The 17,952-nt window shown below is 65.2% G+C and carries 19 protein-coding genes; 5 read left to right on the top strand and 14 right to left on the bottom strand.

Going from position 1 to position 17,952, the window contains the following annotated elements:
* Positions 1–39: 39 nt before the first annotated feature.
* The 9 genes from Q0982_RS04205 to metC form a co-directional block, all read right to left on the bottom strand.
* Positions 40–393 (bottom strand): hypothetical protein, encoded by a 354-nt coding sequence (locus Q0982_RS04205; protein WP_299392065.1) that lies wholly within the window; start codon positions 391–393, stop codon positions 40–42.
* A 94-nt stretch (positions 394–487) separates the two neighbouring features.
* The gene (locus Q0982_RS04200; RefSeq protein WP_299392062.1) at positions 488–1,423 is read right to left on the bottom strand and encodes a hypothetical protein; all 936 of its coding nucleotides are present in this window, start codon (positions 1,421–1,423) and stop codon (positions 488–490) included.
* 420 nt (positions 1,424–1,843) lie between these two features.
* Positions 1,844–2,119, bottom strand: coding sequence for a hypothetical protein (locus Q0982_RS04195; protein ID WP_299392061.1), 276 nt, complete (start codon positions 2,117–2,119; stop codon positions 1,844–1,846).
* Between the two features lie 425 nt (positions 2,120–2,544).
* On the bottom strand, positions 2,545–2,793 hold the full coding sequence (locus Q0982_RS04190; RefSeq protein WP_299392059.1) for a hypothetical protein: 249 nt from the start codon (positions 2,791–2,793) through the stop codon (positions 2,545–2,547).
* A gap of 100 nt (positions 2,794–2,893) precedes the next feature.
* Positions 2,894–4,057: a molybdenum ABC transporter ATP-binding protein gene (gene modC / locus Q0982_RS04185; protein WP_299392057.1), complete on the bottom strand. Its 1,164-nt coding sequence runs from the start codon at positions 4,055–4,057 to the stop codon at positions 2,894–2,896.
* A 13-nt stretch (positions 4,058–4,070) separates the two neighbouring features.
* Complete coding sequence (gene modB / locus Q0982_RS04180) at positions 4,071–4,763, bottom strand: molybdate ABC transporter permease subunit (protein WP_299392055.1); 693 nt, start codon at positions 4,761–4,763, stop codon at positions 4,071–4,073.
* Between the two features lie 39 nt (positions 4,764–4,802).
* Positions 4,803–5,618, bottom strand: a complete 816-nt coding sequence (modA, locus tag Q0982_RS04175; RefSeq protein WP_299392052.1) for a molybdate ABC transporter substrate-binding protein — start codon at positions 5,616–5,618, stop codon at positions 4,803–4,805.
* Positions 5,619–5,624: 6 nt separating this feature from the next.
* On the bottom strand, positions 5,625–6,023 hold the full coding sequence (gene hisI, locus Q0982_RS04170; protein WP_299392051.1) for a phosphoribosyl-AMP cyclohydrolase: 399 nt from the start codon (positions 6,021–6,023) through the stop codon (positions 5,625–5,627).
* A gap of 62 nt (positions 6,024–6,085) precedes the next feature.
* Complete coding sequence (gene metC, locus Q0982_RS04165; RefSeq protein WP_299392048.1) at positions 6,086–7,300, bottom strand: cystathionine beta-lyase; 1,215 nt, start codon at positions 7,298–7,300, stop codon at positions 6,086–6,088.
* A gap of 425 nt (positions 7,301–7,725) precedes the next feature.
* Between metC and Q0982_RS04160 the strand changes: the two genes are divergently transcribed.
* From Q0982_RS04160 to Q0982_RS04140, 5 genes are all read left to right on the top strand, one after another.
* Complete coding sequence (locus tag Q0982_RS04160) at positions 7,726–8,739, top strand: amino acid ABC transporter substrate-binding protein (RefSeq protein WP_322096951.1); 1,014 nt, start codon at positions 7,726–7,728, stop codon at positions 8,737–8,739.
* Between the two features lie 157 nt (positions 8,740–8,896).
* Positions 8,897–10,057 (top strand): amino acid ABC transporter permease, encoded by a 1,161-nt coding sequence (locus tag Q0982_RS04155; RefSeq protein WP_299392044.1) that lies wholly within the window; start codon positions 8,897–8,899, stop codon positions 10,055–10,057.
* 13 nt (positions 10,058–10,070) lie between these two features.
* Entirely contained in the window at positions 10,071–11,186 is a 1,116-nt protein-coding gene (locus tag Q0982_RS04150; protein ID WP_299392042.1) for an amino acid ABC transporter permease, read from the top strand.
* Between the two features lie 72 nt (positions 11,187–11,258).
* Complete coding sequence (locus tag Q0982_RS04145; protein ID WP_299392039.1) at positions 11,259–12,032, top strand: amino acid ABC transporter ATP-binding protein; 774 nt, start codon at positions 11,259–11,261, stop codon at positions 12,030–12,032.
* 133 nt (positions 12,033–12,165) lie between these two features.
* Positions 12,166–13,248: a radical SAM protein gene (locus tag Q0982_RS04140; RefSeq protein ID WP_299392036.1), complete on the top strand. Its 1,083-nt coding sequence runs from the start codon at positions 12,166–12,168 to the stop codon at positions 13,246–13,248.
* Positions 13,249–13,266: 18 nt separating this feature from the next.
* Here the strand turns inward: Q0982_RS04140 and Q0982_RS04135 are convergent, their stop codons facing one another.
* From Q0982_RS04135 to Q0982_RS04115, 5 genes are all read right to left on the bottom strand, one after another.
* Positions 13,267–14,280, bottom strand: coding sequence for a GNAT family acetyltransferase (locus Q0982_RS04135; RefSeq protein WP_299392034.1), 1,014 nt, complete (start codon positions 14,278–14,280; stop codon positions 13,267–13,269).
* Positions 14,281–14,290: 10 nt separating this feature from the next.
* Complete coding sequence (gene sseA, locus Q0982_RS04130; protein WP_299392032.1) at positions 14,291–15,172, bottom strand: 3-mercaptopyruvate sulfurtransferase; 882 nt, start codon at positions 15,170–15,172, stop codon at positions 14,291–14,293.
* A gap of 56 nt (positions 15,173–15,228) precedes the next feature.
* Positions 15,229–15,936 carry an alanyl-tRNA editing protein gene (locus Q0982_RS04125; RefSeq protein ID WP_299392029.1) on the bottom strand — a complete coding sequence of 236 codons (708 nt, stop codon included), beginning with the start codon at positions 15,934–15,936 and terminating at the stop codon, positions 15,229–15,231.
* Between the two features lie 102 nt (positions 15,937–16,038).
* Positions 16,039–17,049: a cysteine synthase A gene (locus tag Q0982_RS04120; protein WP_299392025.1), complete on the bottom strand. Its 1,011-nt coding sequence runs from the start codon at positions 17,047–17,049 to the stop codon at positions 16,039–16,041.
* A 132-nt stretch (positions 17,050–17,181) separates the two neighbouring features.
* Entirely contained in the window at positions 17,182–17,817 is a 636-nt protein-coding gene (locus tag Q0982_RS04115; protein ID WP_299392023.1) for an NUDIX domain-containing protein, read from the bottom strand.
* Positions 17,818–17,952: the final 135 nt, after the last annotated feature.

Here is a 17,952-nt window from a genome sequence, read left to right as displayed (position 1 = left end):
GCGCTCTCCTGCGGCAACCGATCTTCGGGCCGGCTGCGGCTAGATCAAGGGCGCCGCAAACTTTACGGCCTTCTTCAGAAGCTTATCGAGCAATCCAAAGACCCTTGTCGCCTTTTCGACGATCTTGACCGCATCTTCCAGATCCTTGGTTGCCCGGCGCAGGTCTGTGACGGACTCCAGGATCTTCGTTTGCGCCGCTGAGATGCCGGCGGCTGCGTTGTTGAAGCGGGCGGCCTCGAGCTCGACCCACTGCGTCCGCAATTCCTGCGCGCGGTTCAGCAGCGCCTGGCGCTGCGGAATTGGAATGTCCGGCATCATGGCCTTCTGGACCATTTCCTCGAAGCACTTGTAGAGCCCGTCCCGCAGGGCCTTGTTCGCTTTCACATCCGGCATCGTTCTCTTCCCTCTGCGATGGCGGGTGGTATCAGGTGCCGGGCGCTCTCTCCTTCGCCCGGCCCCGGAACCCGCAAGGTCGCGGCGCCCTCTGTCAACTTCTTGCTTCAGCCACCTTTCTGAAGGACTCGAAGACTTCGTCGGCGGAGTCCGCATAGCTGCGCACGATAGAGATCAGGTCGGACAGCTCCTGCGGGCTCTTGTCAGACGTCGCATAGCGCACCAGCGCATCATGTGCGGCATCGAACTGGTCGAGGGTCTGCACGAGCCCCTGAAGGGTCGAGAGGCTTTGCGTGCGTGCCTGCAGGGCCTGGTCGATCTTGGTCAGGGTGTTCAAGCGCGCCGCGTTGTTGTTTGTCTCCTGCGCTTGCGCATAGCGGATCGTGAGCTCGGCAATCTCCAACTGCTTTACGGAGTCGCGCTGGCGGACCACGAAGGCCAAATCGTCGCGCAGCGTGGCCGAGATATCCTGTATTGCGGGCGCAGCCTTGCCGATAGCCGCGTCAAGTGCGGCCGCGCGCCGGGCGTTGATGATCTCGGTCGCAATCGTATCCGAGATGGTCTTCAGCGGACTCGTGACGTCGGCGATCGGCAGGTCGCCCAAGAGGCCGCTGTTGGCGTTGAGGTCTGTCAGCAGCGTATCCGCCGATGCCTTGGCGCGCTCGCTGGCCGCTTTCCAGCGCTCGCTGGCATCGCTGGCGGCAAGGGAAGCCAGCATCTGCGTGTATTGCTTGAGGACGCCGAAAACGCGGTCGCGCGCGGAGATCGCCTGCGGCGAAAGGATCGGCTCCGAGAGCTTCGAGATGATGAGCGGGCGTTCGGGGTCCTCGCGCAGCAGCTTCAGTTCGAAGCCGCGCTCGAAGGTGTTGATCCCCTTCACATAGTCCAGAGCGACCGATGCCGTTCTGTCGGTCGCGGTCTGAAACTCGCCGATGGTTTCCTGATAGATGGTGAAGTCGCGGGGCGCGCTGCAGGCGGCAAGAACGGCAGCAAGGGCGGCGGCGCTGAGACACTGAAAGAAACGTTTCATCGCAGCTCTCCCGCAGCCCCACATCCGCCGGCGCCAGAGACGCCATCGGACACATCAGAAGAAGAGCATTCGGCACAAGTCATCTGTCGCCCCCCGCGATCCTGCCCCGAGATAGAGTCTTTCGTTGGGACTCCGTAATCAATCTTTGGCCGAACGCCAAGCCGCCGCAACCGCGAATTCCGGACTAAGCCGGGAGGGTTAGGTGCGGGCCGCCCCAAGGAGCCGATCGGACCAGCGGCTTGGCGCCAGCGGCCTGGAGCCAGCGGACCGTGACCAATGGCGTGATCGCCGGAACCTGACCGGAAAGGGACGGGATAGAGAGAGGCAGGATTTCGCAGGGTGGTCGGGCGCAGCCTCGCGCGGCGGCGCCGCAGGCTGAAGGGGACGGGCTGACCCGGGAGCGGGTGAGGTCGGCGCTGTTTACCGCAGTCCGCGGACCACGGCCGGCTTGGAACGGGGCTTCAGGACCTTCGCCGACTCGCTGGGCCCGGACTGCCAGTTCAGATCGATGCCCTGTTCCTTCAGATAGGCTTCCGCCGCGGCGCGTGCTTCGGCGTGGGAGTCTGCAAAACCCTGTGCGTAGAAGCGTCCGTCCTTCTCATAGGAAACGGTCCAGCGGAACTCGGTCGTGCCGCGGCGCGCCTTCGATTCGGTGTCGCCGCGCCAGGGTTCGATCAGGATATCATGCTTTTTCATCGCCCTTACGTGGATTGCTTGAGAAGAGTCGTCAACCTTATTCTAGCGAATCACCGCGGGAAGTGTAGCCCCCGGTGGTGCTGCGGTGGTGCTGCGGTGGTGCTGCGGTGGTCTTGCAGGGGCTGCGCCGACTGTTGCCGGGCTGGTGGCGCCGGCGGCTCGTCGGGGACGCCTGGGGGAACTCCTGGCGGCCAGCCGGGCGGCGGCTCGACATCCGGCGGCTCGACATCCGGCGGCTCGACATCCGGTGGCTCTCCGGGGGTTGGACTTGGGGGATAGGGGCTGGGCGGTGGCGGCACCGGAGCCGGGGGGTCCGGTGGGGGTTTCGGAACCTGCAGGAAGAACACGACCACGCGCTGACTGTGGGCCTCGACCGCTCCCAGCTCGACCGTGGCGCCGGAATGCCTCCTGTTGCTTCGGGCCTCTTAGTGCCTGAGGACCTGCAGTGCGCCCTCGATCAGTTTCACGACATTGGGGCAGCCGTCGATCGCGGCGAGATCCCGTGCCAGTTCCAGCTTCGCGATCCCTTCGTCGGGCGTGTTGGCGGGGCGGGAGATGATCTCCTCGTCCAGCTCCGAAACGCTGGCCTCCGCCTCCGTACGGCTGAGCTGGTCCAACTCGCGAAGCACCCGCGCGCGATGGATCGTCAGTTCGTTCAATGTATGCATGGACATGATTAAAGCGTGCTCCCTGCCGTCGGAACTGTGACAAATGGCGGGCACCTGCAGATCGTGTTAACCATGTTAGCAAAATCCGCGAGGGTTGTCGCGCAAATCATTGGTCTTCGGCCAGGAAGCGCTCGGCCCTGTCGCGCCGTCCCAGGCTCTGGCGGTCGATCGCAACGCTCTTGATCAGGGCGAAGACCTTGAGGCCGGGGCGCAGGTCCAAGGCGCGGCAGGAGCGGGCCGTGATGCGGGCCCAGATCGCTGCACCACCGGCGTCGAGTTGCAGGTCGACCTGGGGGCTTCTTTCTTCGCCTATCGCCTGCACCGTGCACTCTATCATATTGAGAATGCTTGTATTTTCCGGCTTCGATAGGGCGATTGAGACATCCCGGGCGCGGATCCTGACGCGCAGGCTCTGGCCGAGGGGCAGGTTCAGGTGCGGCACCCGCAGGCGGCCCCCTGCAAAGCGCAGTTCGGTCAGTCCGAAGGCCTTGTCCTGCCCCGCTACCGCCGTCGTCAGCACGGCGCCTGCTTCGTAGCGCCCGGTCAATGGCCGCAGGTCCAGACGGCTTGTGAGATCCTCGACGGTCCCGACGGCCTCGACCTTGCCCTTCGATATGAGAACCAGGGTGTCGGCGAGGCGGACGATCTCCTGCATGGAGTGGCTGACATAGACGATCGGCATCGCCATCTCGTCGCGCAGCCGCTCGATGAAGGGCAGGATCTCGTCCTTGCGCGGCTGGTCGAGGGCCGCCAGCGGTTCATCCATCAGCAGCAGCTTGGGGTTAGCCAGAAGCGCACGGCCCAAAGCGACGCGCTGCTTCTCACCGCCCGAGAGAGCGCTGGGCCGGCGTTCGAGAAGGTCTTCGATGTCCATCAGCGCGACGACCTCGTCGAGCTGGATGCGGCGTTCGTTTTTCGGTACGCGCTTGAAGCCGTAGGCCAGGTTGCCGCGCACGGAGAGGTGCGGGAAGAGGCGTCCTTCCTGAAACACGTACCCCAGGCGTCGGCGCTCCATGGGCACATTGATACCGGCCTGGGAGTCGAAAAGGGTTTCACCGTTGAGGGTGATGCGGCCCCGCTCGGGCTTCAGCAGACCGGCGAGCATGTTGACCAGCGAGGTCTTGCCCGCGCCGGAACGCCCGAACACCGCGGTGATCCCCGCGGCGGCGCAGGAAAACCGGGCCTGGAGTTGCAACTCGCCCAGGCGGCGCTCGACATCGACATCAAGGCGCCTGGTTTCCGGGTGCTGGCTCTCCTTCTGTTGAGTCATCCTGCCGAGGCCCCTATCCGGCCAACCGGCTGCGCAGGCGCCGCGCGATGAGTTCCGAGGCGCCGAGGGCCGCCAGCGACAAGAGCACCGAGAGAAGGGCAAGCCGCAGCGCCCCGGCTTCGCCCTCGGGAGTCTGGATCAGACTGTAGAGGGCAAGGGGCAGCGTCCGCGTCTCGCCGGGAATGTTGGAGACGAAGGTGATGGTCGCGCCGAACTCGCCGAGGCTGCGCGCGAAGGCGAGAACGCAGCCGGTGAGAATACCCGGAGCGATCAGTGGCAGGGTGATTGTGAAGAATACCGCGCTGCGCGAGGCGCCCAGGGTGCGCCCGGCGGTCTCCAGGTTCTGGTCGACGCTCTCGATGGACAGGCGGATGGCCCGGACCATCAGCGGAAAGGCCATGACAGCGGCGGCCAGGGCTGCGCCTTCCCAGGTAAAGGGAAGGGTGAAGCCGAAGGTCTCATAGAGCCACGAGCCGAGCGGGCCACGCCGCCCGAGCAGGACAAGCAGCAGATAGCCGACCACCACCGGCGGCAGAACCAGCGGCAGGTGGACGAGGCCGTTGAGCAGGGTCTTGCCATAGAACTCATAGCGCTGCAGTAGCCACGCCACAGCCAACCCGAAGGGCAGGCTGACCAACACGGCCCAGAAGGCTACGCGCAGGCTCAGGCGGATGGCCTCGCTTTCCAGCGGCGTCAGTTCCAGCATGACCTCGGCAAACCAAAAAGGGGAACGATCCCCTGCCGTTTAGCTTCCCTGGGGCGCCACTGTAAAGCCGTGCCTGCGAAAGATCGCAGTCGCCGCCCCGCTTTGCAGGAAGTCATAGACCCGGCGGACCGCGGGACTGTCGCGCCCGGCGACGATGGCCAGCGGATAGCTTATCTCCGGCGTGACCGCCGCGGGAAAGACGTCGATCACCTTGACGCGCTCTGAGATGGCGGCATCGGTTTCGTAGACGATGCCGGCCAGCGCCTCGCCACGTTCCACCAGGGCGAGGGCGGCGCGGACGTTGGCGGCCTGGGCCAGCTTGCCGGAGATATCCTGCCACAGTCCAAGGGCTTCCAAGGCTCTCTGGGCATAGATGCCGGCGGGCACATGGGCCGGGTCGCCGATGGCAAGGCGCCCGTCGCCGAGTTTCGCGGCCAGTTCGGCGTCCGGCGAGAGGGTGACCTGGAGGTCGGAGTCGCTTGGCGCGGTCAGCACCAGCCGGTTGGACAGCAGAGTCATCCGGCTCCGCCGGTCAATCAGGGCTTCCTCGTCCAGATAGTCCATCCAGCGGACGTTGGCGGACAGATAGATGTCAGCCGGGGCGCCCTGGGCGATCTGGCGGGCCAGTGTGGAGGAGGCGGCGACCACCGGGCGGATCGACCCTCCGGTCGAAGCGGCGAAGGCCTCGGCGACCTCCTCGACCGCATCGGTCGTACTGGCCGCGGCGAAGAGGGTGACGGTTTCCGCCGGGGCCGATGCCGGGAGCGCCAGGACCGCAGAGAGCCAGGCCAGGGCGCCAAACAGGCGCCGAAGGCGAAGCGGGGCCCGGGCGATCACCGGGGCTTGGCCGATCATGGGCACCTAGCCTCCGTAGAGTGCCTTGGGGTCCACCTCGACCGGCAGCAGTTCCTTGAGGCCACCGCCTTCATCGACGGCGCGATAGAAGCAGGACCGGCGGCCGGTGTGGCAGGCCACCCCCTTTTGATCGACGCGCAAGAGCAGCGAGTCGCCGTCGCAGTCGACGCGCAGTTCGACCAGCCGCTGTGTCTGGCCGGAGGACTCACCCTTGCGCCAGAGGTTCTTCCGGGAGCGCGACCAGTAACAGACCTGTCCGCTTTCCAGGGTCTCCGCCAGCGCTTCCCTGTTCATCCAGGCCACCATCAGGACCTCGCCGCTGTCGTGCTGCTGGGCAACGGCCAGGACCAGACCCTGGTCGTTGAAGGTGACAGCCCCTTCGATCTCCGCTGTCAGTGGCGTCATCGTTTCTCATCCATTCTGCGTGTTCCGGCCGCGGCTGGCCTGCTCCGGTCAGCTAGTTCAGGTCAGCCGGCCCGGGCGGCCAAGGTATCCTCCGCCGCGTTCAACCGGTCAAGGCCGGCTTCGAGATCGGCAATCAGATCGTCGCTGTGCTCGAGCCCCGCATGAATGCGCACGACGGGGCCCGGGTCCGTCCAGGCCGTTGCCGTGCGGATCGGGCGCGGGTCGGTGAGCAGCATCAGGCTCTCATAGCCGCCCCAGCTCGCGCCGATGCCGAAATACTCCATCTCGTCGATCATCGCGACCGCGGAGCTGCGGGCGCAGGGCTTCAATACCATGGCGAACAGGCCAGAGGCGCCCTTGTAATCCCGCTTCCAGATCTCGTGGTCCGGGCTGTCGGGCAAGGCCGGATAGAGAATGCGGTCGACCTCCGGGCGCTGCTTGAGCCAGGCGGCGAGCCGCAGTGCGTTCTCCTGATGACGCTCGAGGCGCACCGCCAGCGTCCTGAGGCCGCGCAGTCCGAGATAGAGATCGTCGGGCGCTGCGGCGCAGCCCATGTGCTGGCTGGTGCGCCGCAGCCTTTCGTAATGCTCCTCCCGCGTGGCGATGACCCCCAGCATGGCGTCTGAGTGGCCGACCATGTACTTGGTCGCGGCGTGCAGGACGATATCGATGCCGTGATCGAGGGGCCGGAAGAAGAGGGGCGTGGCCCAGGTGTTGTCGATTGCCGTCACCACGCCGGCAGCACGGGCGGCCGCTGCGATCGCCGGGACGTCCTGCACCTCGAAGGTCAGCGAGCCCGGCGATTCCAGGTAGACCATTGCCGTGTTGTCACGGATCAGTGCGGCGATACCGCCGCCGATGCGCGGGTCGTAGAAGGTGGTTTCGACCCCGCTCTCCCGCAGCAATTCCTCGCAGATCTTGCGCCCCGGATAGTAGATGGAATCGGGCACCAGTACATGGCTCCCGGCCTTGGCGAAGGCCATCAGGGCGACCGCGATCGCCTGCAGACCGGAGGACAGGGCGATGGCGCCGTAGGCCCCTTCGAGCGCGGCAACCGTCTCCTCGAAGGCGAAGGTTGTGGGGGTGCCGCTGCGGCCATAGGAACTCTTTCCCTTGACCCAGCGGTTCCGGCCCGCCTCTTCGTAAGCCTCCACGTTCTCCCGGATCAGCGTCGAGGCGTGGTAGACGGGCGTATTCACGGTTCCGAAGTGGGCGCTTGGGTTCCGGCCCAGGTGGGCCAGGAGGGTCTCGGGACGGCGTTTCTCGCCTTTGCTCATTGGGTGCGGCCTTCCAGTCTTCCTCCGCCGGGACGGCGGTCCGGTGAGCGGGATGTTCGCGTAAAGGTCGCCGATTGGACCGCCGAAGCCAAGCACCAAGGACATCCCGGCCGGGACGGTTTCATGCTGCAAGCCGCGGTTTGTCAGCGGGCAAACAAGGGCCGGCAGACGGCTGGCTTTTGCGGTTTCCCGCGGCCCTGCAAATGGGCTTTGAGGAATTCGGGCGGGCGGTCACTTTTTTGCCTTTCGGCGTCCAGCAAGCTGTTGCCTTTCCTGGGCGAGTGAGACATGGTTCGCTCATGCGAGCGCTGACGCGTCCTGCAGGGAGCCTGAAAAGTTAACAATAACAGGCAGTCAGAGCCGGACCGATGCTCGCTATAAGACAATAAACGACGAACAGCAGGGAAGGTCTTTCCATGTCTACAATGAAGGTATTGCTCGCGGCTGGCGCACTCACTGCAGTCGGTGCCACTGGTGCTGCCGCTGGCACTCTGGACGATGTCCGCGCGAAGGGTTTTGTGCAGTGCGGTGTGTCGACCGGTGTCCCCGGCTTCTCCTTCACCGACGATGCCGGCAACTGGCGGGGATTCGACCCCTCGGTCTGCCAGGCTGTTGCCGCTGCCGTGTTTGGTGACTCCAGCAAGGTGAAGTACACGCCGACCACCGGCAAGACACGCTTCACGGCGCTGGCTTCGGGCGAGATCGACATGCTTGCCCGCAACACCACCTGGACGTTCAGCCGCGACGTCGATCTGGGCTTCACCTTTATCGGCGTGAACTACTACGACGGCCAGGGCTTCATGATTCCCAAGAACCTCGGCGTCGGCAGCGCCAAGGATCTTGACGGCGCCTCGGTCTGCATCCAGACCGGCACCACCACCGAGCTCAATCTGGCGGACTTCTTCCGCACCAACAACATGAACTACGAGCCGGTGCCCATCGAGACCAACGAAGAAGCGCGCACCAACTACCTGGCGGGCCGCTGCGACGTCTACACGACGGACGCCTCCGGTCTGGCAGCCAGCCGCGCCGCCTTCGACAATCCGGCCGACCACATCGTTCTGCCGGAGATCATCTCCAAAGAGCCGCTGGGGCCGCTGGTGCGCCAGGGTGACGAGCAGTGGGGCGACGTCGTCCGCTGGACCCTGAACGCCATGATCAACGCCGAAGAGTACGGCGTGACCTCTGCAAACGTCGACGAGATGGCCGGTGGCGCCAGCAACAATCCTGAAGTTGCGCGTCTGCTGGGCTCCGAGGGCGACCTCGGCGGCATGCTGGGCCTCGATGCGAAGTGGGCCTACAACGTCATCAGCCAGGTCGGCAACTACGGCGAGGTGTTCGAGCGTTACATCGGCTCGGAGACCCCGATTGGCCTGGAGCGCGGTATCAACGCGCTCTACACCGACGGTGGGTTGATCTACGCACCGCCGATGCGCTAAGCGCAAACGCATGAAGTGGGCTTGGGATACGCCGGCAGCCGTGCTGGCGTATCCCCTGCCCATTTCTTTTTGGCGCGGGAGCCTCGGGACTCCCTGACGCGCGCGGGCATCGCAGCGGGGTGAAGCCATGGCCGCAATCGAACAAGATTCACAACAGATGACGCTGGGTCGGCTTTGGTCCGACAAGCGCTACCGGGCTGTCATCACGCAGATCCTGGTGGTCGCCGGCATGTTCATGCTGTTGGCTTTCCTGGCCACCAACGCGGTGCAGAACCTTGAGGCCCTGGGCAAGACCTTCGGCTTCGAGTTCCTGCAGGCGCCGGCCGGCTACGACATCAACCAGACTCTGATCCCTTACGATTCGCGCGACACGCACTTCCGCGCCGGCGTGGTGGGGCTGCTGAACACCGGGCTGATTGCGGTCACCGGCTGTATCTTCGCAACCATCCTGGGGTTCATCCTGGGCGTGCTGCGTCTGTCCAGCAACTGGCTGATCAACCGCATCGTCTACTGCTACATCGAGTTCACGCGCAACGTTCCGGTGCTGGTGCAGATCCTGCTCTGGCATGCGGTGATCGTGCACACCCTGCCGGCAGTCCGGCAGGCGGTTTCGCCCGCTGAAGGCGTTTTCCTGACCAACCGCGGTTTCTACGTTCCGCAGCCGATATTCGAGGATGGTTTCTCTTTGGTGGTCGTGGCCTTCCTGGCGGCGGTCGCCGGTGTCATCGTCTTCAGCCGCTGGGCCAAGAAGCACCAGGAAGCCACGGGGCAGATCTATCCCGTGTTCTCCATCGGGGTCGCCGCCATCGTCGGCCTGCCGCTGCTCGCCTTTTTCGTCGCGGGCATGCCGGTGAGCCTGGAAATGCCGGAGCTGACCGGGTTCAACTTCCAGGGCGGCATGGTTCTGCGGCCGGAATTCATCGCGCTGTGGTTCGCCCTGTCGATCTACACGGCGGCCTTCATTGCCGAGATCGTCCGCGCCGGCATCCAGGCCGTCAGCCACGGCCAGACGGAGGCGGCCTTTGCCCTGGGCATCAAGCCCAACTGGACGATGCGCCTCATCATCATCCCGCAGGCGCTGCGGGTGATCGTGCCGCCGCTCACCAGCCAGTATCTGAACCTGACCAAGAACTCCTCCCTCGCCATCGCTATCGGTTACATGGATATCGTCGCCACCTTCGGCGGCATCACCCTGAACCAGACGGGCAAGGAGATGGAGGTGATGATCATCGTGCTGTCGATCTACCTGGTCATCTCCCTGCTGATTTCGGCATTCATGAACTGGTACAACCGGCGCATCGCGCTGGTTGAACGTTGAGGGAGGCGGTGCGATGACGGACACCACCGAACGCTACGAGCCGGGAACCCATCCCGACCTGCCGCCGCCCATGGCGACCCATGGGCCGATCGTCTGGATGCGCAAGAACCTGTTCAGCTCGCCCCTGAATGTTGCGCTCACCCTGCTCTCGATCTATTTCCTCTACCTGATCGTGCCGGGTGCGCTCCAATGGGCGTTCTTCGATGCGGTCTGGGATGCCGGCTCGCGGGCCGAGTGCCGGGAGCAGGGGCAGGGCGCCTGTTGGGCCCTCGTCGACGTCCGTTTCGGGCAGTTCATCTACGGCTTCTATCCCGAGCACCTGCGCTGGCGGGTGGACGTGCTGGCCGTCCTCTTCCTCATCGCGCTGGTGCCCATCCTCTGGGACAAGGCGCCCTTCCGGTCCCGCTGGCTGATCTACTCCGCTGTGTTCCCCTTCATCGGCTACTTCCTGCTGGTCGGCGGCCTGGGGCTGGAGCCGGTCGAGACCAGCAAGATCGGCGGCTTTACGCTGAATGTGGTGATCGGGGTGACCGGCATTGCCGCGTCGCTGCCGCTCGGCATCCTCTTGGCCCTGGGCCGAAGATCCAACATGCCGATCGTGCGCACGCTCTGCGTGATGTTCATCGAGTTCATCCGCGGGGTGCCCCTGATCACGCTGTTGTTCGTCGCTTCGACGATGCTCAACTATTTTCTGCCGCCGGGCACCACCTTCGATCTGGTGCTGCGGGTGCTGATCATGGTGACCATCTTCTCGGCGGCCTACATTGCCGAGGTGGTACGTGGCGGCCTGCAGGCAATCCCGAAAGGCCAGACCGAGGCGGCCGATGCCATGGGGCTGCGCTACTGGCAGTCCATGCGCCTGGTGGTTCTGCCCCAGGCCCTGAAGATCTCGATCCCGGGCATCGTCAACACCTTCGTCGGGCTTTTCAAGGACACCACGCTGGTCATCATCATCGGCCTGACCGACGCCTTGGGTGTCGGCCGTGCTGCGCTGTCCGATGCCAAGTGGCAGGGCCTCGCCTGGGAGGTCTACGTCTTCGCGGCGATCCTGTTCTTCGTCTGCTGCTTCGGCATGTCGCGCTATTCGATCTATCTGGAAAAGAAACTGCACACCGGTCACAAGCGCTAGCAACGGCGCCGGCTGAACGGGCGCCGCTGAATGGGGCGCCCGGCTGCGGACCGAACGAGGAGGTTAACTGGGATGTCAGATGCTGCTGCCACGCAAATGTCGATCTCCGATGAGGTGGCGATCCAAATTCTCGGCATGCACAAATGGTATGGCGATTTCCATGTCCTCAAGGACATCAACCTGACGGTCAACCGGGGCGAGCGCATCGTCATCTGCGGGCCCTCGGGCTCCGGCAAGTCGACCATGATCCGTTGCATCAACCGTCTGGAGGAACACCAGAGGGGCAAGATCATCGTCGACGAGATCGAGCTGACCAACGACCTGAAGAACATCGCCGAGATCCGTCGCGAGGTCGGCATGGTGTTTCAGCACTTCAATCTCTTTCCGCATCTGACGGTGATGGAGAACTGCACCCTGGCGCCGATCTGGGTGCGTAAGATGCCGAAGAAGGAAGCCGAAGAGATCGCCATGCAGTACCTGGAGCGGGTGAAGATTCCGGAGCAGGCCGCCAAGTACCCGGGCCAGCTCTCCGGTGGCCAGCAGCAGCGCGTGGCCATCGCCCGTTCGCTCTGCATGAACCCGCGCATCATGCTCTTCGACGAGCCGACCTCGGCGCTGGACCCGGAGATGATCTCCGAGGTTCTGGACGTGATGGTGAGCCTCGCCGAGAGCGGTATGACCATGCTCTGCGTGACTCACGAGATGGGCTTCGCGCGCAAGGTCGCCAACCGGGTGATCTTCATGGACGGCGGCGAGATCATCGAGGAGAACGAGCCGGAAGAGTTCTTCAACAATCCGCAGTCATCGCGGACCAAACTGTTCCTCAGCCAGATCTTGCATCACTGATTGGGACACCTTGGGGGGGAGAAGGGGCCGGTGCGGCAGAAGCCGCCCGGCCCCTTCTGTCTGCAGGAACGGACCACGGCGCTGCGGCAATCTGGTAGTCTGGCGTCCGTCATGAATTGATTCGGACAAGGCGATGGAAGAAACGGCTGAGCGCGAGGGGTCTGCCGCCGTGCGGGATGCACCGGGCAAGGTGGTCTTCGTGCAGGTGGAACCGACGACCCGCTGTAACTTCACCTGCGGCTTCTGCAGCGGCCGGCAGATGGATCAGAGCGACTTTGACACCGGCGACTTCGAACGTCTGCTGGACAGCCTGCCGGACCTCGAACACATCGAACTGCAGGGCGAGGGCGAGCCGCTGCTGCACAAGGGCTTTTTCGCAATGGCGCGCCAGGCGCGGGCGAGGGGCATCCATCTGTCCATGATCACCAACGGCAGCCTGCTCTCCGAGGAGCGGGTGGCATCGATCCTCGATGTCGGAATGGAGGCGATCTACGTTTCCATCGAATCGCCGGATGATGCCGCCTTTCAGGAGATCCGCGGCGGCATCCTGAAGAAGGTCAAGGACGGCATATCCAGGTTGCGCCAGGCGCGTAACGCCCGCGGCCTGCAGCGCCCCACCGTCGGCTTTGCCGTTACCGTGCTGAAGGACACCATCGATACCCTGCCGGATGTTGCTGCGCTCTACCGCCGGCTCGGGATGGACGGCGGGGCGACGCTCCAGCCCTTGAACCGGATGGAGAGCTACACCGGCGTTTACGACAAGGCTATGGAGGCCCGGCTGCTGGAACCGGAGGGCGCCCTGCGCATGCGGCGGCTTGTGCGCGGGACGCCGGAAATCGCCGCCATGCTGGCGGAGACGCGCCGGACGCGCCACTTTTACATCGAGATGGGAAGGCGCTTTGCTGCCGAGCACGGCTGTCCCTGGGTCAAGGGCGCCCTCTACGTGGACCGCCACGGCGCCATCGCGAGCTGCTGCATGGTCAAGGACACGGTGCGCTACGGTCTCGGGAAGATCGGCCTGACGCCCCTGGAGGCAGTGCTGGAGCAGCGCCGCCGGATCGATGCCGCACTGGAGGCCGGCCAGCCGCCGGAACAGTGCCGCGGCTGCGGCTACTACCGCAGTCCGGAGCAGCGCGAGGCGGCGCGCCTGAACCGTCTGGCCAGGCAACGCGCCAGAGAAGGTCAGGGCGGAGGCGATCCAGGCCAGCGCGGCTGATGGAAGACCGGCGGCGCGCTACTCCGGGATAACGCCGTTCAGCCGGGGGTCGGGCATGACCAGCCGTTCCTGTCGATACGGCTGAAAGCCGAACTTCTGATACAGCGGCAGGGCCTTGGGGTGATCCATGGTGTTGGTGTTCACCGTCAGCCGGTCGGGCTCGTAGCTCCAGGCCTGCTCGATCGCCTGATAGAGCAGATAGGGTCCCAGGCGCTGGCCGACAAACTGCGGCAGCATGCCGAAGTAGGCGAGGTCCACGTCAGGCGCGTCGCGCCGGTCCAGCTCGAAATAGCCGGCCGGCACGCCCTCGACGTAGAGCACAAAAACCTCGACGCGCTCGTCCTCCAGGATCGCCGCCAGTTCCTCATCCGCCATCTGGCGGCGGTACCACCAGTTCCAGTCGGCACCGACGCCGTGATAGAGGAAGCGGTAGAAGTCCACCGTCGGGCGGTGGGCCCGCATCAAGGCAACCTGGATGCGGGGCGGCGGCGGAACCGGAGTCAGCCGCGGGCGCTCCGTCATCTCCAGAAAGGTGATGACGAAGTTGACCTTCAGATCGCGGCCTGCGGCAACCGCGAGATCGGGTGGTAGCGGGCTCTCCTCGGGCGGGTCGGACGGCAGTTCCAGCCAGCGCGCCATCACGGCGCGGGGCGTACTGGCGTAGCCGAGCGCCGCATAGAAATCGAGCACGCCGCGGTTCGTCTCGCGGACCATCAACTGGATTTTCCGGATGCCCTGACCGCCCAGCCAGTCCTCGGCCTTGCGCACGAGTTGGCGCCCGAGGCCGCTGCCGCGGCGCTCAGGATCGACGGCGACATAGTAGAGCCAGCCCCGGTGTCCGTCGTGGCCGCAGCAGACGGTGCCGACGATGCGCCCGTCCGCCGGCGCAACGAAAATCCTTGCGCATTCGCTGCGTTGCCAGAGGGCGAGGTCCTCCGCCGGGTCGTTGTACCAGACCGTCAGTCCGCAGCGTTGCCAGAGATCGGTGCAGCCGGCGAGATCGGCATCTTCATAGGGGCGTAGCCCGTCCATTCCGGCGCCTCTATTTGGAAGCGGCGGCTGATCCCGCCGGGCCGGTTTCGACGGGTGTGTCGCCGGGCCGGCCCCAGTCCGACCAGGAGCCGTCGTAGACCGCCGTCTCCCGATGTCCCAGGCGATGCAGCCCCAGAGCCAGCACACCGGCGGTCACTCCGGACCCACAGGAGGTGACGACGGGGCGGGCAAGGTTCAGCCCTTCGGCCTCGAAACGCTGGCGCAACGCATCCGGCGCCAGCAGGGTCTGGCTGGTCTGGTCGACGATCTCGGTAAAGGGCAGATTCAGGCTGCCGGGAATATGGCCGGAGCGCATACCCTCCCGGGGTTCTGGCTCGCTGCCCTCGAAGCGGCTCCGCCGGCGGGCATCGATAACCTGTTCGCGGCCATCTCCCAGCCCGGCCAGGATCTGGTCGCGGTCGCGCACAAGGAAGCTGTTGGCCCGGGGTGTGAAGTGCCGCTCCTCGCTGACCGACGGGCCTTCTTCGACAGGGCGGTTCTCGTGCAGCCACTTCGGCAGGCCGCCGTCGAGGACCGCCACCTCGTGGTGGCCGAAGTAGCGAAAGGTCCACCAGACCCGCGGCGCGCTCCAGATGCCGCGCTGATCGTAGACGACGATACGCAGCCCATCGCCAAGCCCCAGGCGCCGCACCTTGGAAGAGAAGATGTGCGGCGGCGGCAGCATGTGGGGAAGGTCGCTGCCCGGGTCGCTGATCTCATCGATATCGAAGAACACCGCTCCCGGAATGTGCTGGACTTCGAACTCGCGGCGCGGGTCGAGGCCTTCGTTGGGCAGGTAGTAGCTGCCGTCGACAATCCTGAGGTCCGGCGCCTGCATGTTCGCGGCCAGCCATTCGGTGCTGACCAGAGCGTCCTTGTCGAAGTCCACCATCGTTTCCAGCCCTGTCTTGCTGCTTCAAGGTGTTCGGGGATGCCGTGACGGCGGTGTCACTGGTCGAAGAGGATGTTGACGCGGCGGTTCTGCCGCCCCTTGTTCTCGATCTTGCCGACCCGGACCCTGCCGATCTCTCCCGTACGCGCTACGTGGGTGCCGCCGCAGGGCTGCAGATCGACGCCGGGGATGTCCAGCAGCCGCACCTGGCCGCTGCCGCTCGGCGGCTTGACCGACATGGTGCGCACGAGATCCGGCTGCGCGGCCAGGTCGGCATCGCTGATCCAGCGGGGAGTGACAGCGTGATTCTCCTCCACCAGGCGGTTCAGCGCCGCGGTGATCGCTTCCTTGTCCAGCTGCGTGTCCGGAAGATTGAAGTCCAGCCGGCCCTTGCCGTCACCGATCTGGCCGCCGGTGACGTCGCCGGTGATGACGGAGCACAGCAGGTGCAGGCAGGTGTGCATGCGCATCAGGCGGTGGCGCCGCTCCCAGTCGATCTCCGCCGTGACGGCCGTGCCGGGGGCGGGAAGGGCGGCGCCGTCTTCCAGAACATGCACGACATCTTCGTGGGTCTCGCCCTTGCGGGTGTCGACGACCTTCAGCACGCTGCCGTCGGCGAGTTCCAGCCGGCCGGTATCGCCCGGCTGGCCACCGCCCATGGGATAGAAGACCGTCCGGTCCAGGCGCAGGCCCTCGGGGCCGGCGGACACCACGGTCGCCTCACAAGACTTCAGATAGGGGTCGTCGCGAAAAAGCAGATCCATCGTCCTCGTCGTTCCTTGCCTGACCTTCTCCGATCTTCCTTCACGGGGCCTCTTTACGGGCCGGTGCCGTCCGCGGAGGACTGGTGCAAGGATCGCGGTGGCTCAGCCGCGCCAGGACAGCCATTCCGGGACCGGCAGACCTTTTTCGCGCAAGAAGGCCGGGTTGAAAAGCTTGCTCTGATAGCGCAGCCCGCCGTCGCAGAGAATTGTAACGATTCGGTGGCCCGGGCCCAACTCCCTGGCGAGCCGAAGGGCGCCGGCCACGTTAATGCCACTGGAGGCGCCGAGGCAGAGCCCCTCGTGCTCCAGCAGGTCGAAGACCACGGGGATCGCCTCGCTGTCCGGGATCTGAAAGGGATGGTCGATCTCCGCCTCTTCAAGGTTGGCTGTGATGCGGCCCTGGCCGATGCCTTCGCTTATGGAACTGCCCTCGGCCTTCAGCTCGCCGTGGGCATAGTAGTGGTAAAGCGCCGCCCCCATGGGGTCGGCCAGGCCGATGGCGACGTTCTTGTTGCGCTCCTTCAGCGCCGCGGAGACCCCCGCCAGGGTCCCGCCGGTCCCGACGGCGCAGACAAAGCCGTCCACCGTGCCGTCGGTCTGGTCCCAGATTTCCGGCCCTGTCGTCTCGTAGTGGCCGCGCCGGTTGGCGGTGTTGTCGAACTGCTGGGCCCAGATTGCCCCGTTCGGGTCGCTTTCGGCCAGCTCCTTGGCCAGGCGCTCCGAGACATGGACGTAGTTCTCCGGGTCGCGGTAGGGCACGGCCGGCACCTCTCGGAGCTCGGCTCCCGAGATCCGCAGGATGTCCTTCTTCTCCTGGCTTTGGGTGTCTGGGATAACGATCACCGTGCGATAGCCCCGCGCGCGGGCCACCAGAGCCAGGCCGATCCCGGTGTTGCCGGCGGTGCCCTCGACGATGGTCCCGCCGGGACGCAAGACGCCGCGCTCCTCGGCGTCCTTGATGATGGCCCAGGCGGCGCGGTCCTTCACCGAGCCGCCTGGGTTCAGGAACTCGGCCTTGCCCAGGATCTCGCAGCCGGTCTCCTCTGAGAGCTTGCGCAGGCGAATGAGGGGCGTATTGCCGATGGCACCGACAAATCCGTCGCAGACATCCATGTCTCTGTTTTCCTTGTTGGCTTCCCCGACCTTGGGACTCCCCGCCCGGGAGAGGTTAACCGGCATGCAAAACCGCCCGCCGGCCCGGGAAAGCGCGGCGGCACGGCCCTATTCGCACTATAGCGCCGTAGATTACTTCCAAATACGCATAAGTTCAGTGTAATTCAAGGCCAGCCATTGCAGGGCCAGGACGGCGGTCATGTTGAGGATCGCTCCCTCGGCGAGCTTCTGTTCGGCCGCCGCGCGGCTCATGGGCAGCACGCGGATATCCTCGCCTTCATGGTCGAGGCCGTGGATACCCCCGGCCTTGGAGGCGTCGACCCGGCCGCAGAAGATCACAAGGCTTTCCGAGGAGCCGCCGGGCGTGGCCAGGAACTGGCCGATGGGGTGGAGCGCGGTGATTTCGCAGCCGGCCTCCTCGACCGCCTCGCGCCGCACCACCGCTTCGGCGGTTTCGCCGGGATCGATGATTCCCGCCACCACCTCGATGAGCCAGGGCTCCAGGCCTGCCGTATGGGCGCCGAGGCGGAACTGCTCGATCAAAACCACGTGATCCATCTTTGGATCGTAGAGCAGCACGGCTGCGGCATGGCCGCGTTCGAAGATCTCCCGCGCCATCTCGTCGGTCCAGCCGCCATCGAACTTGCGATGGCGCAGACGGTAACGGTCGACCTGGAAATAGCCTTTGAAGGGCGTGGTCCTTTCGATGATCTCGATGCGCTCGTCGGGCCGCAGGCGGGGGTTTGCGCGATCGCCGGCTTTGCTCATGCCTGTCTTCCTGAAACGTTGCGGACCGGTTCGTTTGCCTACCGCCATGTCAGGCAGTGAGAGCCAGCGGGACCATAGTCGAGCGGCGATGCTTGGCCAAACCGCTTTCACGGCTTCCCGCCGGCAGCCTTGCCA

The organism is Pelagibius sp., from assembly GCF_028281305.1.
Lineage (GTDB): Bacteria > Pseudomonadota > Alphaproteobacteria > Kiloniellales > Kiloniellaceae > Pelagibius.
Note: the sequence above shows the minus strand (reverse complement) of the source record. Positions and strands in the feature narration are given on the sequence as shown.